This window comes from Cupriavidus consociatus, assembly GCF_017814975.1.
Classification (GTDB): Bacteria; Pseudomonadota; Gammaproteobacteria; order Burkholderiales; family Burkholderiaceae; genus Cupriavidus; species Cupriavidus consociatus.
The window spans coordinates 1-17,350 of record NZ_JAGIQA010000055.1 but is presented as its reverse complement, the minus strand read 5'-3'; the positions used below and the strand labels follow the sequence as shown (position 1 = coordinate 17,350).

The following is a 17,350-nucleotide window of genomic DNA, read 5'->3' as shown; positions in this document are numbered from 1 at the left end:
TCGGCGCTGCCGTTCCCCTTTATAGTCGTTTCTTCGCGAACGCCGGGCACAGGCACGGGCTGGGCTTGGGAAGCTCAATAGCCCCACAGCCCTTGTTCGCAGCGAATTCAGCAGGGGCTTTTGACAGACGCTTTTCGAGCGCATACGAAAGGAAGGTGGGGATCTCGGCGCCACCTGCAGGGATCGATCCGAAGGGAAAGCCAATGAGTGTGCCGCGTAGCCATGCGGGGGCAGATCGACGCCAATCGTCACGGCTCATCCAGAGCGAGGTCATTCTGTTCATGGAGGCGTCGCCGCTTGCGGGATACAGCAATGCATACAGGGACTCGGCGACAGCGAACAGACCTACCGCCACCAGGACGACTTCGATTCCATCGACGAGTTCGGGAACCCCGAAGGTGTAGCGCGCCAGCCCCGAAATGGAGTCCATGCCAATCAGGCCGATCGACAGCCCGAGGCCAAGACTGGCAAGGCCGCGCAGCATTGAGGCTCCCAGTACCGCTGAAACAGTGGTGAAGGCCAGGACAAGGATGGCAAAGTACTCGGCTGGGCCAAAGCGCAAGGCAAACTCGGCCACAAACGGCGAGAACAGGGTCAGCCCCACAGTCGCCAGCGTGCCGGCGAAGAACGAGCCGATCGCCGCGGTGGAAAGAGCCGGTCCCGCTCGGCCATTTTTTGCCATTAAGTTCCCTTCCATCGCGGTAACCATGGAAGCGGATTCGCCCGGCGTATTCAGCAGAATGGAGGTCGTCGAGCCTCCAAACATCGCCCCATAGTAGATACCCGCGAACATGATTAGGGCGCTGGTGGGCTCCAGTTGCGCCGTGACAGGGAGGAGCATGGCTACAGTCAACGCAGGGCCAATGCCAGGGAGGACGCCGACGGCAGTGCCTAGCAGGCAGCCAACAAAGCCCCATAGCAGGTTCATTGGGACGAGCGCCGCCCCGAAGCCCTGGAGAAGGGCATTCCACAGATCATTCATGATGGTTGGCGGCCAGTGAGGGGGGCGCCAGCCCCATAGGTGGACGGCTAGATCCAGTGATTGAAAAGGCGTGGCAGTGAGATGCCGAGCCCGTTGGCGAATCCCCAATACACCGGCAGCGAGATGGCCAGCGCGACCACACAATTCCGGAGCCACATCCCGCTGCCGAAGCCGCGCGCACAGAGGACAAATAGAAGGCTAGCTGCCAACACAAAGCCAACGCGCTCGATCAGCAGTGCGTCCAGCAGCACGGCGGCAGACACCCAGGCTGCACCAGCGCGAGCATCACGAGTGGCCGGTTCGGATCCTTCAGGTTCGTCCAGGTTCCTCAGTCCTCCGGTCAGGGCCTGCAGCACTATCCCGGCGGAAACGACGCCGAGGAACAGCGCCACAGCGAACGGAAAGACACTGGTTCCCATGACCGAGTAACCCGAGTCCGCCGGGAAGCGTGCCGCGCCCATTGCAAGGCCGCCAGCAATACCGGCGAGGCCCAAGCCGAGCGCGAGGTGACGATAATTTGGCTGCGCGCAGGCCATGTCACTTCAACCCGACGTCGGCAAGGATAGTCCGAAGGCGCGCATGCTCGCTCTCGACAAACTTGCCGAAGGCCTCGCCAGTAATAACTTCAGCCGTCCACTGGTTGGCTTTGACTGTATCCTGCCAAATCTTTGTCTTGGTTGCCGCCACCACGGCGTCGGCAAGGGCTTTCTGTTGTTCCGGTTTAAGTCCTGGCGCGCCATAGACGCCCCGCCAATTTCCGATCACGACGTTCACTCCCTGTTCCTTCAGCGTAGGTGTCTGGACACCTGCCAAGCGCTCAGGGGATGTCACGGCGAGTGCGCGCATCTGCCCCGATTCAATGTACTTGGCGAGTTCGGAGTAGCCGCCAGTGATAACTGAGATATGGCCGCCGAGCATCGCGGCTGTGCCTTCACCGCCGCCGCCAAATGGTATGTAGTTGATCTTGTTGCTGGGAACGCCGATTGTGCGGGCCAGTTCTGCTACGCCAATATGGTCAGTGGAGCCTTTCGAGCCGCCACCCCACTTGACAGAGGCAGGGTCCTTCTTGAAGGCCGCCATCAGGTCGGCCAAGTTCCTGAATTGCGACGCTTTGTTGACCGCTATGACGTTGTACTCGGTGAACAACTTGGCAATGGGCGTTGCATTCGCAAGCGTAATGGGCGGGTTGTTCTGTACCACCCCGGTGACCATGATGGCGCCCATGATACAGATCGCATTGGGATCGCTTTTGCTGCTGTTCACGAACTGAGCGAGTCCCAATGTCCCACCGGCTCCAGGCTTGTTCTCGTACGTTGCTCCCTTTGCTTGGCCAGATTCCTGCAAGGCTTTGCCCAAGGTTCTGGCAGTTTGGTCGTACCCTCCGCCCGGCGATCCCGGGACCATGATCTTTGCCGTATCCATCGCCGAGGCGACGCTGACGGTAACTAAACAAAGTACGCCGACGGCCCGCACCGCAATTGTTCTAAACATCATCTTAAGTCTCCCTATTAAGCATTCTATTAAAACAAAGTGCAATGCAGGTCGAATCTCGGGCAAACTGGGCATCAGCGTTGATGGTCAGGTTTCCAGGAGGTCGCTCACAATGCGTTTTGTGATTATGTAATGCATACCGCCTACTTGCAATGAATGGGAGGGCAGGGATAACCCGAGGGAAGTGGTGTAAGCCGAAGCTCGCCAGTTGGCGCCCGCACAGGAGCGGAACGTATGACCAGCCAAGGGAGGTAGCGAACTTGGGGAAAACCATTATTTGACACATAGTCAAATAATGTTGATTATTGTCATGGTCTCAAATAATTCTGCGTCGGCATAGAAGTTTTGCCGCATGGCAGCTGTGCTGCTTACCAATACGAGACCGCATGCCCCGCAAGACGCCAAGTATCCTCGGCGGGGTCTTTCCCATCATCGGAGGAGCCATGAAGAAATACCTGCCCATCGCGGGCGCCATGCTCGCGGCGGCGGCCACGCACGCCCATGCCCAATCGTCGATCACGCTCTACGGCGTCGCGGATATCGGTATTGAGTACTTAAACCATGTGCCCGATGCAACAAGACAAGGTGAAGACTTGTTCCGCATGACGTCTGGCAATATCGCTGGCAGTCGCTGGGGCATGCGCGGTGTCGAAGACCTTGGCGGCGGTTTGAAGGGTGTGTTTGTGCTGGAAGGTGGCATGGTGCTGGACTCCGGTATGGCGTCGCAGGGCGGGCGGCTTTTCGGGCGCAAGGCATACGTTGGGCTGGACAGCGGCACGTTCGGTCAGTTCACGATGGGGCGTCATCACAACCTGATGTTCGACCTCATCATCACCTATGACCCGATGTACTTCGCACCAAAGTATTCGGCCTTCAGTCATGACACGTGGCTTGCGGGACGGGTCGACAATGCAGCCAAGTACACGGGGAAGTTCGGCGGCCTGACAATCGCGGGCCTTTACAGCTTCGGGGTCGATTCAACAGTACCGAATGGCTCGGAGGTACCTGGAAACAGCCGGGTCGGCCGCAACATGAGCGCTGGCTTCAGCTACCAGGCTGGCAAGTTCCGATTCGGCGGGGTCTACGATCAACTTAATGGCAACTCAGCCGCTAAGGCGGGTCTCACCGAGCGACGCTATGTCGGCGCGGCGTCAGTGGAGGTCGGCCCCGTGACGGCGTACCTCGGCTACCGCCGCCTGGTCAGCCAGCTCGTGACCTCGATGACCCGCACAGATCTGATGTGGGCAGGCGCAAACTGGAGCCTCGCGCCAAGCTTTGCATTGACCGCGGCGGTGTACAAGACCAACGACAGGACCTCACCGAAGGATCCCATCTCGTTCGTGCTGTCAGCCGACTACCGGTTGTCAAAACGTACCGATGCCTATGTGACGGCGTCCTACACAAAGAACAAGGGCGGATCTGCGCTGGGCGCGAACGGCTATGACGGTTCAGTGGTACCTGGCGCAAACCAGATTGGTGCCGTCATCGGCATGCGGCACAACTTCTAAGCGGGCTTCATCTTCTGTGCGGCATCGCCGTGCCTTGGTAGCACGCGCCAGAAGGCGCGTGCTTTTTTTGCGCCATTGCATGGAGGCGGCGAGACAGCGTTTACCATTATTTGACACCATATCAAATTACTTCTACATTATTGAGACGGTAGCATTTATCAGGAGGAGACATCGTGACAGAACAAGAGAAGCCAGCGGTGACGGCAGGCATGCGGGGTGCATCATGGGACGCCCGATTGATGTCCCGGCCTTATCAAATGGTGCCCTATGCACTTGGGACAGCCGATGGCCAACGCACGCTTGGTTTCCTGTTCACGGTCACCGGCAAGGAAAAAACCGTCGTCTCCCTTATGCACCCCAGGGAAATGGCCATCACCCATTACCTGGTGCCATTCGTGCTGGACGCCGGCTGCGCCTGCTGGGTCCAGGGTCCGCGCTCGATCGGCAACGACCTGCGCCTGGAGCATGAAATTGCCTTGCTCGACGTAGCCGCCGGCATGACCCACTTGCGCGAACTGGGCTACGAGCGCATCGTGCTGCTAGGCAACTCCGGCGGCGCGGGGCTGTATGCCTTCTACAACCAGCAGTCGCAAGCTGCCCCTGAACAGCGCATCGCTCGCACGCCTGGTGGCCGCCCGACCAGCCTGGCCGAAGCCCGGATGCCAGTGGTCGATGGGATGATCCTAGTTTCGCCTCACCCCGGCCAGGGCAAATTGCTGATGAGCGGCCTCGACCCTTCCGTGGTTGACGAGGACGACCCCATGCAAACCGACCCGTCGCTCGACCCGTTCTCGGTCGCCAACGGCTTCGACGCTGCCGCCGGGCGCGGCAGCTATGCGCCGGACTTCATCAAACGCTATCGGGAAGCACAGGAACAGCGCGTGGCCCGCATCGACAGCCGCGCCCGCGCTCTTCTCAAGGCCAAGCATGAAGCGCGGCAGCGCATCAAGGCCGGCAGCGGCACCGCTGCAGACCGCCGCGTGGCCGCGCATGCCCCGATCTTCCAGGTCTGGCGCACCGATGCCGACCTGCGCTCATGGGACATCTCGCTTGACCCGTCCGACCGCAAGACCGGTTCGCTATGGGGCAAGGACCCATTTGTATCGAACTGGGGTAGTGTCGGCTTCGGCCGCGTGGTCACGCCGGAGGCGTGGCTATCGACGTGGTCCGGGCTGTCGTCGAATGCCGCGCTCGACAAGACCCTCGACGCACTGCACCAGCCCACGCTGCTGCTGGAGTACACCGGCGACCAGTGCACCTTCCCGTCTGACATTGAAGCGATCTACCAACAGATCCCGAGCGCGCGCAAGCAGCATCTGCGCGTGCGCGGCAACCACCACGGCATGGCGCTGAGCCGGGACGAGGAGCCGGGCCAGCGCATCGCCGGACGCCATATCGTTGCCTGGCTGCGCGAGCACATGGGCTAGCCGGCAAGCATCCACCAGGGCCAGCGCGCGGTCGCCCCCCGACATCAACGCACGCGGCCCCGACCATCGAAAAAAGGGTAGAGACACATGTTGCAGAACTACACCGTCCGTCCGCCGCAGCTGCTGGAGGGCGTCAGGTATCCAGATGAAGACAGGCTGCGCCGCTATGTCGCCGAAGTCGTGCTGACCGGGGAATCCCTGGCAGGCGCATTTCGCGAATCGTTCGAACGCCATGCCGACCGCGTGGCGCTGGCGGGCCCCGAAGGCGAGCTGACCTATCGGCAGCTTGATGAGCAGACCGACCGCCTGGCCGCCGCATTGCTGGCGCTGGGCCTGAAGCCGCTGGACCGCGCCGTGTTCCAGTGCGGCAACTGTAACGAACTGCTGCTTGCGTTCTTCGCCTGCCTGAAGGCCGGCATCATCCCGCTGTGCTCGCTGCAGGCGTTCCGTAAGCTGGAGATCGGCTACCTGGGCAACCTGTGCGAAGCGCGGCTGCACCTGGTGCAGGGTGACGATCCCAAGTTCGACGATGTCGCTTTCGCCGAAGAGATGCAGACCGAGGTGCCGAGCTTTGCCCATATCCTGCAGGCGCGCGGCGAACGTCGTGGCAAGGCAGTGCTGCTGGCCGGTCTGATCGAGGACATGCCGCTGGCACGGGCTCGCGAACTGCTCGCGGGCGTGCATCACGATCCCTTCCAGGTGGCCGTGTTTCAGCTTTCCGGCGGCACTACCGGCGTGCCCAAGATCATCCCGCGCTTCCAGAACGAGTACCTGTACAACATGCGCGCGGTGGCCGCCTGCAACGGCTACACGCAGGAAGACGTGCTGTTCTTCCCCACGCCGTACATGCACAACCTCAACATGGGCTGCTTCTTCGGCCCGTTCCTGCTGACCGGCGCGACCGTGACCGTGACGCCCGACATCGGCGAGGAGAACCTGCAGCGACTGGTGCGTGACTACCGCCCGACGTGGTTCGGCGTCGCCGGCCCGATCCTGACGCGGATCGCGCCGGAGCTGGCCAAGGCCGGCGCGGCCGAGCGCGCGCGCCGCAACTTCATCGCGCCCAAGAACGCGGCGGGGCTGACGCGGCTGACCGGCTCGCCGACGCACCACATCTTCGGCATGACCGAGGGCGTGATCATGTTCGCGCGCCGCGACGACCCGCAGGAAATCCGCGATACCTCGGTCGGCAGCCCCGTGTCCCAGTATGACGAAGTGAAGATCGTCCATCCCGGCACCGAAGAGCCGGTCGCCGACGACGAGGCCGGCGAGGCACTGTTCCGCGGCCCGTACACGATCCGCGGCTACTACAAGTCCGAGAAGGAAGACGTAACGCGCTTTACTGCCGATGGCTTCTACCGCTCCGGCGACCTGATGTCGTCGCGCGTGGTCGGCGGGCGCCGCTACTACTTCTTCTGCGGCCGCATCAAGGATGTGGTCGACCGCGGTGGCGAGAAAATCAATGCGGAAGAGCTGGAGAACGTGATCAACCAGCATCCGGCGGTGCTGGCCTCGGCCGTTGTTGGCATGCCCGACAGAATCTACGGCGAACGCGTGTGCGCGTTCATCGTGCCCAAGCCACCGGCGACCAGCCTGTCATTGTCGCAGTTGACCGAATACCTGCAGCAGGCGGGCCTGGCCAAGTTCAAGTGGCCGGAACGCGTGGAAGCGATTAGCGAATTCCCGCTGACCGCATCCGGCAAGCTCAGCAAGGCGCTGCTGCGCCAGCAGATCACGCAGACGCTCGAGGCCGAGGCGGCCCGTGGCAACACCAACGAAGGGAAGTGAGATGACCCAAGCGACGACCCAAGCGACGACCCTTGCCGCAGCGCCTTCCGTGCAGCTGCATGGCGTGCACCATACCGCGCGCCCGACCTGGAAGCTGGCCGAGACCGTGCACTTCTACCGCGACCTGCTCGGCCTGCCGCTGGTGCATGCGATCTCCGCCAAGGGCTGGGGTCCGGACAACCATGCGGACTTCCTGCACTTCTTCTTTGACAGCGGCAACGGCAGCACCATCGCCTTCTTTTACTACATCGGCACCGAGCGCCCTGACTGGCTGACCGTGCGCGAGCACTACCAGGACCGCGCCACGCACACCGCCTGGCGCGTGCGCGACGAGGCCGAACTGCTGCTGTGGCGCCAGCGCGTCGAAGCGGTTGGCATCCCGCTGCGCTACCAGATCCGGCACGAGGTGATCGAATCGATCTACTTCAACGACCCCAACGGCTATCCGATCGAGATCACCTGGCAGCTGCGCCCGTTCAGCGAGTCCGATGCCAACGATGCCCAGCTGACCATCGAGGCCGCGATCGAGCTGGAGAACGCCGGCAAGGATGGCGCGCCGTTCAGTTCGATCGAGCCAGTGTGGCAGCGCAAGGCCGCGCTGATCGACAGGACCGCGCCGGCGGGCAAGGCTTCGGTGTTTGTGCTCGACGTTCCCGAATTCTCCGCGCTGCTCGACGTGGCCAGCAAGACCGAAGGGTACGCCACCACGCCGCTCGGCAACGGCTACGTGCGCATCGACGGCAACCCCGGCATCCGCTTCGGCCGCAAGGCGCTCGGCTTCAAACCGGCGGTTTGGTACGGCGCCCTGACCGGAGGGCTGGCAGGGCGCATCGAACAGTTCGACATGGATGCATTGGTCATCGTCCCGGGGGATGCCAAATGAAAGTCGCCATCATCGGGGGCGGCCCGTCGGGGCTGTTCCTGGCCATTTTGCTGAAAGAGCGGCTCGCCGATGTCGACATCGATATCTACGAGCAGAACCCGGAAGACGCCACCTTCGGCTTCGGCGTGGTGCTGGCCGATACCGGCCTGTCCAGCCTGCGCGCGGCATCGCCGGCCGTGGTCGACGAGCTGGCCCGCGCCATGCGCTTCAGCGACCGCCATTCCATCGTCAGCCACGAGCATCCGATCACGATGAAGCGCCCTGGCGCCGGCGGCGGTGCCATCCCGCGCATCCGGCTGCTGCAGATCCTGCAGGCGCGCGCGCGCGAACTGGGTGTGCGGATCACGTATAACCAGCGCATCAGCGATTTCTCGGCCATCGATGCCGACCTGGTGGTCGGTGCGGACGGCGTCAATTCGCAGCTGCGCGCGGCCAACGAGGCCGGCTTCGGCACGCGCCGCCACAGCCTGACCAACCATTTCGCGTGGTATGGCGTGGAGAAGCCGTTCCCGAACCCGGCGCTGGTGTTCCGGAAGTACGAAGGCGGGTATTTCGTCGCGCACTACTATCCCTACTCGGACTCGATGAGCACTTTCGTGGCCGAGTGCGATCACCAGACCTGGCTCGACTTCGGCATGGAGCGGATGACGCAGGACGAGCGTCAGGCGCTGTTCGAGAAGATCTTTGCCGCTGAACTGGGTGGCTACCGGCTGGTTTCGAACAATTCGGTGTGGCGCCAGTTCCCGGTGATCGTCAACGACACCTGGCATGTCGGCAACCAGGTGCTGATCGGCGATGCGCTGACCAGTGCGCATTTCTCGATCGGCTCGGGCACGCGCATTGCCATGGAAGACGCGATCGCGCTGGCCGAGGCCATTGTCGCTTCGCCGGACGATGTGCAGGCAGCACTGCTGCGCTACGATGCCAGGCGCCGACCGGAGAAAGCCAAGCTGATCAGCGCTTCGGAGGCATCGTACAACTGGTACGAGCGCATCCGCGAATGGATGGATCTTCCCACGGCGCACGAGTTCGTGTTCCGCTTCATGACCCGCACCGGCCGCGTCGACCTGAACCGGCTGCGCGAGCAGTACCCGAACCTGCTTGCCGAGCTGACGGCGGCGGGCGTGTCGGTGCCGGCCGGGCAGCACCCATGATCCGCGCCATCGAGTATGTGCTCAGCGAGCGGCCGTTCGTTGTGCGCCGCACCGTGCGCTGGGGCGACTGCGATCCGGCCGGGGTGGTCTACACCGGCCGCTTTACGGACTACCTGCTCGGTGCGGTGGGGCTGTTCTCCGAACATATCGCCGGCGGCGCGGGGCGGTTAGGCACACAGCATGGCGTCGGCACGCCGTGCAAGGCCATGCGCTTCGAGTTCATCGGTACCTTGTGGCCGGACGATGTGATCGACATCGAGTGCTGGATCGAAGCAATCCGCACGCGCTCCTATGACATCCGCTGCATGGCCCGGCGACCCGACGGAAGCGCGGTGTTCGACGCAACCTTCTCGCCCATCTGCGTGCGGCTGGACGAGCGCGTCGGCACGCCCATTCCCGACTCGCTGCGCGCCGCGCTGTCGGCCTTCCAGCGGCCCGCCGCCGCGCGCTGAGGCGCGGCGCTGCCGCCGACATTCTCAAACTTTCATCATGCAATACAGAATCGGACAGATCGTCCCAAGCTCCAACATCACCATGGAGCGCGAAGTCCCCGCCATCTTCGCCGGCCGCATGAAGGTGCTGCCGGAACGCTTTTCCTTCCACTCCAGCCGCGTGCGCATGCACCGCGTGGTGGCCGAGGAACTGGCGCAGATGAACCGCGACATGGGCCGCTGCGCGCAAGAACTGGCCGACGCGCGCGTCGACATCATGAGCACCGCGTGCCTGGTCGCGACCATGTGCATGGGGCAGGGCTACCACCGGCAGGTCATCGAAGACCTCACCGCGGCGATAGGCGACATACCCCATTTGCCTGAAGTGATGACCTCGGCCGGCGCACTGGTAGAAGAACTGAAGGACTTCGGCGCGCGCCGCATTGCGCTGCTGGCACCGTACAGCGATGCGCTCACGCGCACCGTGGTCGACTACATCGAGGGCGAAGGCATCAAGGTGCAGGATGCGATCAACTTCTCGATCCTCGACAATCTGGAAGTCGGTGCACGCGACCCGCTGCAACTGCTGCAGGACGTGCAGCGGCTGGATACCGCCGGTGTCGACGTGGTGGTGCTGTCTGCCTGCGTGCAGATGCCTTCGCTCGCGGCACTCGAACCGGCACAGCAGACGCTCGGCATCCCGGTGACGTCGACGGCGGCCTGCACCGCGCGCCAGATGCTGCGCCGGCTAGGCCTGCGCGCCGAAGCGCCTGGCGCCGGCGCCTTGCTCGGCAGCCGCACCGGGCTGGCATGACACAAGACGACCGCCCTCAGAGGCGGCCGGTATCCGCAACGGAGACAACCACCATGCAACAAGCCCCCCAACCGGCGCCGGCCGCCGGCCGCTGGACCTATGTCGCCGTCATCCTGGGCGCGGCGCTCGGGATGCTGGCGGGCTACGCCCCGCTGTTCAACGCCACCGCCGGCGTCTTCGTGCAACCGCTGGCGCAGGAGTTCGGCTGGGGGCGCTCGGAAGCCTCGCTATCGTACGCGGCCTCGATGTTCGGGCTGGCGGTTGTCAGTCCGCTGGTCGGCACGATGATGGACCGGTTCGGCATCCGGCGCGTGATCGTGGCGTCGGCGCTGGTGTTCGGCATTGCGACGGCATGCATGGCCTTGCAGAACGGCAGCCAGGCGATGTGGGTCGGCTTGTCGGTGGTGGTCGGCGTTTTTGGCGCCGCGACCTCGGTACTTGGCTATCTCGCGGTGCTGCCTCAGTGGTTCGACCGGCGTCTGGGGCTTGCGCTCGGCATCGCGATGTGTGGCCTCGGCGCCGGCACGGTGCTGATGCCCGCGACGGCCCAGTATTTGGTCACCGGCTATGGCTGGCGCACCGCATATGTCGTGCTTGGGATCGGATCGATCGTGCTGTCACTGCTGGCCTGTGCGCTGCTGCGCGAGCGTCGCGTGTCCGGCGCGTCGCGAGCAACGTCAAAGGCCGCAGCGCCCGGAATGCCGATGCGCGAGGCGCTGCGCAGCTACCGCCTCTGGGCGATCTGGGGCGTGTTTATCCTGGCATCGTCGGCAACGCTGTCGCTAGGGCCGCACCTGCCGGCGATGTTTGCCGACAAGGGTTTCAGCCCTGCGGAAGCGGCACGCAGCGCGTCGATGGTCGGCGTTGGACTGTTGGCGGGCCGCATTTTGACCGGGGTGCTGATAGATCGCATCCACGCACCTTTCGTTGCCTGCGTATTCTTCGTCGGCGGCGCCGCGGGCATTTACCTGCTCGGTGTCACGCGCGACTACCAACTGTTGTTGGTTGCCGCCACGCTGATCGGGCTGACCATCGGCGCCGAAGGCGACTTGATTTCCTACCTTGTGCGCTCGTACTTCGGCTTGCGGGCTTTCGGGGCGCTGTTCGGCATCGCCTTCTCCGGTTATGGTTTCGGCGCGGTGATTGGACCGATTGGACTGGGTGGCTGGTTTGACCGGCATGGCAACTACGACGCCGCGCTGCTGGTGCTGCCCTGCATGCTGCTGGCGGCCGGTGCGCTGACGTTATCGCTGGGGCGGTATCCGCGTCCCAGGCCGCATGGTGCCGGCCTCCCTGAGCCTGCCGGCGCCTGAGTTCGCCATGGCTGGCGTGGCGGGGTAAAATTCTCAGGGCCGCAATTTTTGCGGCCCTGTCTCCATAACCGGTAAGACCAACATGCCAGCCGCACGCCGCAATACCACTGCCGCCGCCGCAACCCGCGGCAAAGCGCCCGTCGCCCCCTCTGCACCGCGCCGCCGTGGCCGGCCGCCCAAAACGGACTCGCCTATCGGTGCCGAACCGATGCTGAGCCGGGTCGCCATCCTGCAGCATGCGATCAAGTTGACGAAGTCCATGCCCCTGGACCAGATTTCGATGGTGCAGCTGGCCAAGGACTTCGGCGTGGCGCCGGGGTTGATCCACTATTACCTTGGGGGGCGTGACCAGCTGGTGTCTGGGGTGCTCAACGACTACTACCGGCAGCGTGTTGGCGTGCTGCCGTCGCTGACCGGCGACTGGCGCGCGGACGTGGAGGGCATTGCCCGGCTTAGTTTCGAAGTCGCCGTGGAAAACCCGGGCGTCAGTATCTATGTTGCGTCGCATAATCGGTATCGCTTGTTTCAGGACGTGGAGCCGGGAGAGACCGATTACGGGCTGGAGTTCTTCAATCGCATGACGTCGGCCATCATGCAGGGTGGCTTTACAGCCGAACAGGTGGCGCTTGGCTATCACCTGATTGCGCAGTACCTGGTGTCGGCCAGTATGGCCGAGGCTTCGCGGCAGTTGCCGGCTTATCACCAGGCATTTATTGAGAAGAAGCTCGAGTCGGCTTCTGGACTGCAGTATCCCGGGGCGCGGTTCGTCAGCAAGGCGTTCTCGCGGCTGTCTTCCGATATTGCGTTTGAGGAAGGCCTGCGCATCACGCTTGACGGCATTGAAGCGTGGAAGCAGCAGAACCGCCAGCCGGCGCGAAAATCTCGGTCCAGGGCCGCCTGAGCTCTTGTGGGGGCATGCATTGGTGCGCCCCTTTTCGTGACAATTTCTTACCTCGCCCGTCGGCGGCTCCCTTAGTGGTAAGTCCTTATTTGATACTGCGACAATTAAATTAAAATTAATTGTCGATATATCAAATACGCGTGGTCATGCCGCCCCCCCGGCTAGCCATGCGCCATACACGGGAGACAACATGAAACGTCGCGCCTGCCTCGGGCTGCTCCTTATGGCTGGGCTCACCGCTGCAGCTTCCGCCCACGCTGCCGCATATCCAGAAAAGATGGTGCGCATCGTGGTGCCATCGATCGCGGGCAGCGCTCCCGATATCATCGCGCGGCAAGTTGCCGAGCGCCTGACCGCAGCCTGGAAGCAGCAGGTCATCGTCGAAAACAAGCCAGGCGGCAACGGCATTGTTGCGATGACCGCGCTGCGTCAGTCGGCACCGGACGGCTACACGCTCGGCTTGTTCCATGCCGCAGCGGCCGTGATCACGCCCATGATGTACAAGGAGGCAAAATTCGACATTCAGCGGGACACGGAGGTGGCGTCGACGCTAGCCTACACGCCCATGATGTTCGTTGCCGATCCAAAATCGGGCTACCAGAGCCTTGTGGATGTCCTCAAGGCTGGCAAGGCTAAACCCGACGATATTGCCATCGGCAGTCCGACTCGTGGTTCGGTGCCTCACCTGACCGCCGAGATGTTGGGACAGTTGCAGAAGGCCAAATTCCGCCAGATCAGCTTCAGCGGCACTACGCAGGCGATCCAGGCTGTGGTGAAGGGCGATGTGCCGGTCTATGTCGACGGCATTGCGCCTCTGGTGCCGCTGGTACGCAGCGGCCGGCTCAAAGCGCTGGCGGTCACCTCGGACACCGCGCTTCCGGGGCTGGACGGCATCCCGCTGGCAAGGGATGTTGCGCCGGGGCTGGTCGTCAAGGGCTGGTTTGCGATGTTTGCGCCCAAGGGCACACCCGCCGCGGTGCTCGACGAGGTCAACGCCGCCATCAGCCGCACCTTGGCGCAGCCCGCTTTCGTCGAACGGCTGAAGGATCTTGGCACCTATCCGATGGCACTTGGCCGAGAGCCGAGCGCACGTTTTGTGCAGGCGGAAAAAGTGCGATGGGAGCGTGTGATTCAGGACGCGGGCGTCAAGCCTGAGTAGCTGACCAACGAGGATATGCAAAATAATGAACAGATCTGGACTGGGCGTCTCCTGGCGCCGGAAGTCGTCCGTTGCGCTGCTCACCGCATGCATGGCAATTGCTGTCCATTCCTCCAGGGCAGACGCGCGGCAAGCCAACACACCGGGCGCAAAAGAGAGTGCCCATCTGGTCCTTCTTGGTACGTCTGGGGGACGAACTTCATGGCGCGGTGTACAGGCCGCGGGCATCTCGTCGGCCGTGGTAGTGAATGGCCATGTCTATTTGGTTGATTTTGGCGACGGTTGGCTCCGGCGATATTTCCAGGCTGGGTTGGGTGCAGCTGCGCCAGCGCGCGGCCTCGAATCGCTACGGGCTGCATTCATTACCCATTTGCATGCGGACCATGTGGTGGATTATCCGTCATTGGTTCTGTTCGGTGCGTCCGACGGACTAAGCGAGCGTAAGAGCCCCGTACGGGTGTTTGGGCCGGGCGCAAGAGGAAAGCTTCCGCCCGTCAGCGGCAGCACCGTTGGTGTGTCGGGCATCGTCGCACCAGAAAGCCCGACGCCGGGTACCGTCGCAATGACCGAGGCGATATACCGGGCGTTTGCTACCGACATCAACGACAATATTCTTGATAGTCGCAAACCGAACCCGCGTACACGTGTCGAAGTGCAGGACATCGTGATTCCATCTCAAGACGGTATCGACCCGAATACCGATCCGGCACCAGAGATGGCACCGTTTCCGGTCTATCAGGATGAGAACGTCAAAGTCACCGCGACACTGGTCAGTCATCCGCCGGTTTATCCGTCATTTGCTTTCCGCTTCGATACCCCAGACGGATCTGTCGTCTTCTCTGGCGACACCAGCCCCAGTCGTAACCTGATCCGGCTCGCGCAAGGTGCGGACGTGCTCGTCCATGAAGTGATCGATACCGCGTGGGTCAACGCCTTGTATCCGCAGCCACGAAATGCAGCCCAGGAAGCTAAGGCGCACCATCTCGTGCATTCCCACACCGCGGTGGAAGACGTTGGCACGGTGGCGCAAGCGGCGAATGTGAAGGTACTGGTACTGTCGCACCTTGCGCCGGCCGACAATTCCGCAGGGCGTTGGACGAGGGCGAAGGAGGGGTTCAGTGGCGACGTTGTTGTCGGGAGCGATCTGCAGTGGATTCCGTTGCGGGCGAAATCGCGAACCGATTCGCGCCAGATGACAGTGCCACGGGCTGGAAACTGAAAGGGCCAGCGCCCGCTGGAACCTCATTTTCAAATCGACTTTGCAATGCCCATCGAGGGGTTGCGCATCCTCGGTTCAACGTGCGAGCCAGAGCGTCTCGACGGGTACTTATTCGCCCCCGCGCGATAGCACGGCCAGCGTAGAACCTGCATGAACCGTTCATGCGCCATGCGCTTGGTAGCGGCACAGAGGTCGCGCCTCGGCCGAATAGCTTGCGCAAGCTGCTCGCCGGCCGCGCCTGAGTGTGTGAAACAGCCTACCAAGCGTAGTGAACGACAACGTGTGCACAAGCACACGCTGTCATAGCCTGACGACCTCAGCTATCAGGGGTAATCTTGGCGTCGCTAACGATGCGACCGAACTTGACCGACTCTTGTTGGATAAACGTCTTGAACTGGTCCGGCGAAGTCGGACTGGGATTGCCACCGAGTTCCCGCAGCTTGTTATCGAGCTTTGGATCCTTCAGCGCTTCCGCCACCGCGGCGTTCAGGCGCGTCACCACCGGCGCGGGTGTCCCCTTGGGCGCGAACAGCCCGAACCAGTTTTCCAGCGTGTAGCCCTTGAGGCTGGCGGAGTCGGAGATTGCCGGAATCTCCGGTGCGAGCGGGCTCTTGCCTTGTGAAGTAATGCCAAGTGCCCGGACCTTGCCATCCTTGATGAACTGGCGTGCGCCAGCCAGACTGACGAAGGTCATCTCGATATTTCCGCCGATCACATCGAGCAACTGGTTCGAAGCGCCGCGGTAAGGGACGTGCGTCAATTGCACGCCGGCCTGCCGCGCCATCAGTTCACCAGACAAGTGTTGCGGGTTGCCGACGCCGCTGGTGCCGTAGCGAACCTTGCCGGGGTTGGCCCGGGCATAAGCAATCAGTTCGTCGATAGTCTTGTACGGCAGCTTCGGGTTCACCACCACCACGTTGGGTACCTTGACGACCAGGCTGACTGGCAGTAGGTCTGTCTGGGGCGCGTACTGCATGCGGCTCTTGTAGACATAAGGATTGATTGCCGTTTCGCCAGCGGAACCCATCAGCAGCGTGTAGCCGTCGGCAGGCGCCTTGACCACAGCCTGCGCGCCAATCATGCCGCTGCCACCGCCCTTGTTTTCAACTACCACCGGCTGGCCCAGCACGGTGCGAAGCTTCTCGGCCAGCACGCGCGCCATGGCGTCGACGCCACCGCCGGCGGAGAAGGGCACGACGATGGTGACGGGCTTGCTAGGGTAGGGGGCCTGGGCCATTGCGGCTCCGGAGGTCAAGGCGAGCAACAGAGCTGCCAGGTGTTGGGTGATGAATCGTACTTTCATGGTGTCTTCCTCTTGCTTGCTCTGCGAGGCGGCCTGCTGCGGCCGCCTTCGCCTGTGGTGTTGGTGTGCTGACTTCCCTTATTCATCCGAACCGCCCATCTTGCGCAGGCCCTTGAACACGAACGGCGCAACCAGCGCCGCGGCTGCTATCGCCAGCAGCGCCGCCGAGCCGGGGTGGGAGACGAACACCCACGGATCGCCCAGGCTCATCTGCATCGCGCGGCGGAACTGGCTCTCGGCCATCGGACCCAGGATCAGGCCGACGATCATCGGTGCCACCGGGTAGTCGAGGCAGCGCATGCCGAACCCCACCAGCCCGAACACCACAAGCATGGCCAGTTCCACAATGGACGGGTTGGCCGCCAGCGTGCCCATCGCGGCGAACACCAGGATGCCGGCGTACAGCCACGGCTGCGGCAGCTTGAGCAGGCGGACCCAGATGCCGATCAGCGGCAGGTTCAGCACCAGCAGCATCACGTTGCCGATAAACAGGCTGGCCACCAGCCCCCACACCAGGTCAGGCTTGTCGGCGAACAGCAGCGGTCCCGGGACCAGCCCGTATTGCTGGAAGCCGGCCAGCATCATCGCGGCGGTGGCAGAGGTGGGCAGCCCCAGCGTCAGCAGCGGCACCAGCGTGCCGGTGGCGGCGGCGTTATTGGCCGCCTCGGGGCCCGCCACGCCTTCGATCGCGCCGCGGCCGAATTCGTCCTGGTGGTCGGTCAGCTTGCGTTCGATGGTGTACGACAGCAGCGTCGGCACCTCGGCACCGCCGGCCGGCAGCGCGCCGATCGGAAAGCCCAGCGCGGTGCCGCGCAGCCACGCCTTCCACGAGCGCTTCCAATCCCCAGCCGTCATGCGCAGCCCGCCCTTGACGGCTTCGATGGTCTCATGCACGCCGGTGAACTTCGCCGCTGAGAAGAACGTCTCGCCCATCGCGAACAGGCCCACCGCCAGCGTGGTGACCTGGATGCCGTCGA

Annotated in this window: 15 protein-coding genes and 1 pseudogene; 11 read left to right on the top strand and 5 right to left on the bottom strand. The window is 63.1% G+C overall.

The genetic code is table 11. From position 1 onward, the window contains the following. Positions 1 to 73 precede the first annotated feature (73 nt). The 3 genes and pseudogenes from J8I82_RS35965 to J8I82_RS35955 form a co-directional block, all read right to left on the bottom strand. Positions 74 to 982, bottom strand: a pseudogene (locus tag J8I82_RS35965) (tripartite tricarboxylate transporter permease); the annotation flags it as partial. A 47-nt stretch (positions 983 to 1,029) separates the two neighbouring features. Continuing rightward, positions 1,030 to 1,518 carry a tripartite tricarboxylate transporter TctB family protein gene (locus tag J8I82_RS35960; protein ID WP_115690075.1) on the bottom strand — a complete coding sequence of 163 codons (489 nt, stop codon included), beginning with the start codon at positions 1,516 to 1,518 and terminating at the stop codon, positions 1,030 to 1,032. A gap of 1 nt (position 1,519) precedes the next feature. Next, positions 1,520 to 2,473: a Bug family tripartite tricarboxylate transporter substrate binding protein gene (locus tag J8I82_RS35955; RefSeq protein ID WP_431831610.1), complete on the bottom strand. Its 954-nt coding sequence runs from the start codon at positions 2,471 to 2,473 to the stop codon at positions 1,520 to 1,522. 443 nt (positions 2,474 to 2,916) lie between these two features. Here J8I82_RS35955 and J8I82_RS35950 point away from each other — a divergent pair, with 443 nt between their 5' ends. The 11 genes from J8I82_RS35950 to J8I82_RS35900 all read left to right on the top strand — a co-directional run bounded on the left by J8I82_RS35950 (position 2,917) and on the right by J8I82_RS35900 (position 15,070). Beyond that, complete coding sequence (locus J8I82_RS35950; RefSeq protein ID WP_209765036.1) at positions 2,917 to 3,981, top strand: porin; 1,065 nt, start codon at positions 2,917 to 2,919, stop codon at positions 3,979 to 3,981. A gap of 239 nt (positions 3,982 to 4,220) precedes the next feature. Next, positions 4,221 to 5,408 carry an alpha/beta fold hydrolase gene (locus J8I82_RS35945; RefSeq protein WP_245180548.1) on the top strand — a complete coding sequence of 396 codons (1,188 nt, stop codon included), beginning with the start codon at positions 4,221 to 4,223 and terminating at the stop codon, positions 5,406 to 5,408. Between the two features lie 87 nt (positions 5,409 to 5,495). Beyond that, positions 5,496 to 7,196 carry an AMP-binding protein gene (locus J8I82_RS35940; RefSeq protein WP_209765028.1) on the top strand — a complete coding sequence of 567 codons (1,701 nt, stop codon included), beginning with the start codon at positions 5,496 to 5,498 and terminating at the stop codon, positions 7,194 to 7,196. A gap of 1 nt (position 7,197) precedes the next feature. Then, positions 7,198 to 8,079 (top strand): VOC family protein, encoded by an 882-nt coding sequence (locus J8I82_RS35935; RefSeq protein WP_209765026.1) that lies wholly within the window; start codon positions 7,198 to 7,200, stop codon positions 8,077 to 8,079. Then, positions 8,076 to 9,233: an FAD-dependent monooxygenase gene (locus tag J8I82_RS35930; RefSeq protein WP_209765024.1), complete on the top strand. Its 1,158-nt coding sequence runs from the start codon at positions 8,076 to 8,078 to the stop codon at positions 9,231 to 9,233. Before J8I82_RS35935 ends, J8I82_RS35930 begins: the two co-directional genes overlap by 4 nt. Next, complete coding sequence (locus J8I82_RS35925; protein ID WP_209765021.1) at positions 9,230 to 9,685, top strand: acyl-CoA thioesterase; 456 nt, start codon at positions 9,230 to 9,232, stop codon at positions 9,683 to 9,685. The genes J8I82_RS35930 and J8I82_RS35925 overlap by 4 nt, the downstream gene beginning before the upstream one ends. Positions 9,686 to 9,722: 37 nt before the next feature. After that, complete coding sequence (locus tag J8I82_RS35920) at positions 9,723 to 10,478, top strand: maleate cis-trans isomerase family protein (RefSeq protein ID WP_209765019.1); 756 nt, start codon at positions 9,723 to 9,725, stop codon at positions 10,476 to 10,478. 53 nt (positions 10,479 to 10,531) lie between these two features. Further along, positions 10,532 to 11,791: an MFS transporter gene (locus J8I82_RS35915; RefSeq protein WP_209765009.1), complete on the top strand. Its 1,260-nt coding sequence runs from the start codon at positions 10,532 to 10,534 to the stop codon at positions 11,789 to 11,791. Positions 11,792 to 11,873: 82 nt separating this feature from the next. Beyond that, the gene (locus J8I82_RS35910) at positions 11,874 to 12,692 is read left to right on the top strand and encodes a TetR/AcrR family transcriptional regulator (RefSeq protein ID WP_209765007.1); all 819 of its coding nucleotides are present in this window, start codon (positions 11,874 to 11,876) and stop codon (positions 12,690 to 12,692) included. A gap of 190 nt (positions 12,693 to 12,882) precedes the next feature. Then, positions 12,883 to 13,851, top strand: a complete 969-nt coding sequence (locus J8I82_RS35905) for a Bug family tripartite tricarboxylate transporter substrate binding protein (RefSeq protein WP_245180546.1) — start codon at positions 12,883 to 12,885, stop codon at positions 13,849 to 13,851. A gap of 25 nt (positions 13,852 to 13,876) precedes the next feature. After that, positions 13,877 to 15,070 carry an MBL fold metallo-hydrolase gene (locus J8I82_RS35900; RefSeq protein WP_209765005.1) on the top strand — a complete coding sequence of 398 codons (1,194 nt, stop codon included), beginning with the start codon at positions 13,877 to 13,879 and terminating at the stop codon, positions 15,068 to 15,070. 316 nt (positions 15,071 to 15,386) lie between these two features. On the opposite strand, the gene J8I82_RS35895 is transcribed toward J8I82_RS35900, so the two are convergent. Both J8I82_RS35895 and J8I82_RS35890 read right to left on the bottom strand, forming a co-directional pair. Further along, positions 15,387 to 16,373, bottom strand: a complete 987-nt coding sequence (locus tag J8I82_RS35895; RefSeq protein ID WP_209765003.1) for a Bug family tripartite tricarboxylate transporter substrate binding protein — start codon at positions 16,371 to 16,373, stop codon at positions 15,387 to 15,389. 78 nt (positions 16,374 to 16,451) lie between these two features. Continuing rightward, the coding region (locus J8I82_RS35890) for a tripartite tricarboxylate transporter permease (protein ID WP_209765001.1) at positions 16,452 to 17,350 on the bottom strand (899 nt) is incomplete at its 5' end.

Excerpts from the sequence above, each read along its gene's own strand:
- J8I82_RS35905 (WP_245180546.1), top strand. The coding sequence starts at position 12,883 with ATGAAACGTCGCGCCTGCCTCGGGCTGCTCCTTATGGCTGGGCTCACC.
- J8I82_RS35955 (WP_431831610.1), bottom strand. The coding sequence starts at position 2,473 with ATGTTTAGAACAATTGCGGTGCGGGCCGTCGGCGTACTTTGTTTAGTT.
- J8I82_RS35925 (WP_209765021.1), top strand. The coding sequence starts at position 9,230 with ATGATCCGCGCCATCGAGTATGTGCTCAGCGAGCGGCCGTTCGTTGTG.
- J8I82_RS35935 (WP_209765026.1), top strand. The coding sequence starts at position 7,198 with ATGACCCAAGCGACGACCCAAGCGACGACCCTTGCCGCAGCGCCTTCC.
- J8I82_RS35960 (WP_115690075.1), bottom strand. The coding sequence starts at position 1,518 with ATGGCCTGCGCGCAGCCAAATTATCGTCACCTCGCGCTCGGCTTGGGC.
- J8I82_RS35930 (WP_209765024.1), top strand. The coding sequence starts at position 8,076 with ATGAAAGTCGCCATCATCGGGGGCGGCCCGTCGGGGCTGTTCCTGGCC.
- J8I82_RS35900 (WP_209765005.1), top strand. The coding sequence starts at position 13,877 with ATGAACAGATCTGGACTGGGCGTCTCCTGGCGCCGGAAGTCGTCCGTT.
- J8I82_RS35915 (WP_209765009.1), top strand. The coding sequence starts at position 10,532 with ATGCAACAAGCCCCCCAACCGGCGCCGGCCGCCGGCCGCTGGACCTAT.
- J8I82_RS35910 (WP_209765007.1), top strand. The coding sequence starts at position 11,874 with ATGCCAGCCGCACGCCGCAATACCACTGCCGCCGCCGCAACCCGCGGC.
- J8I82_RS35945 (WP_245180548.1), top strand. The coding sequence starts at position 4,221 with ATGTCCCGGCCTTATCAAATGGTGCCCTATGCACTTGGGACAGCCGAT.
- J8I82_RS35920 (WP_209765019.1), top strand. The coding sequence starts at position 9,723 with ATGCAATACAGAATCGGACAGATCGTCCCAAGCTCCAACATCACCATG.
- J8I82_RS35940 (WP_209765028.1), top strand. The coding sequence starts at position 5,496 with ATGTTGCAGAACTACACCGTCCGTCCGCCGCAGCTGCTGGAGGGCGTC.
- J8I82_RS35950 (WP_209765036.1), top strand. The coding sequence starts at position 2,917 with ATGAAGAAATACCTGCCCATCGCGGGCGCCATGCTCGCGGCGGCGGCC.
- J8I82_RS35895 (WP_209765003.1), bottom strand. The coding sequence starts at position 16,373 with ATGAAAGTACGATTCATCACCCAACACCTGGCAGCTCTGTTGCTCGCC.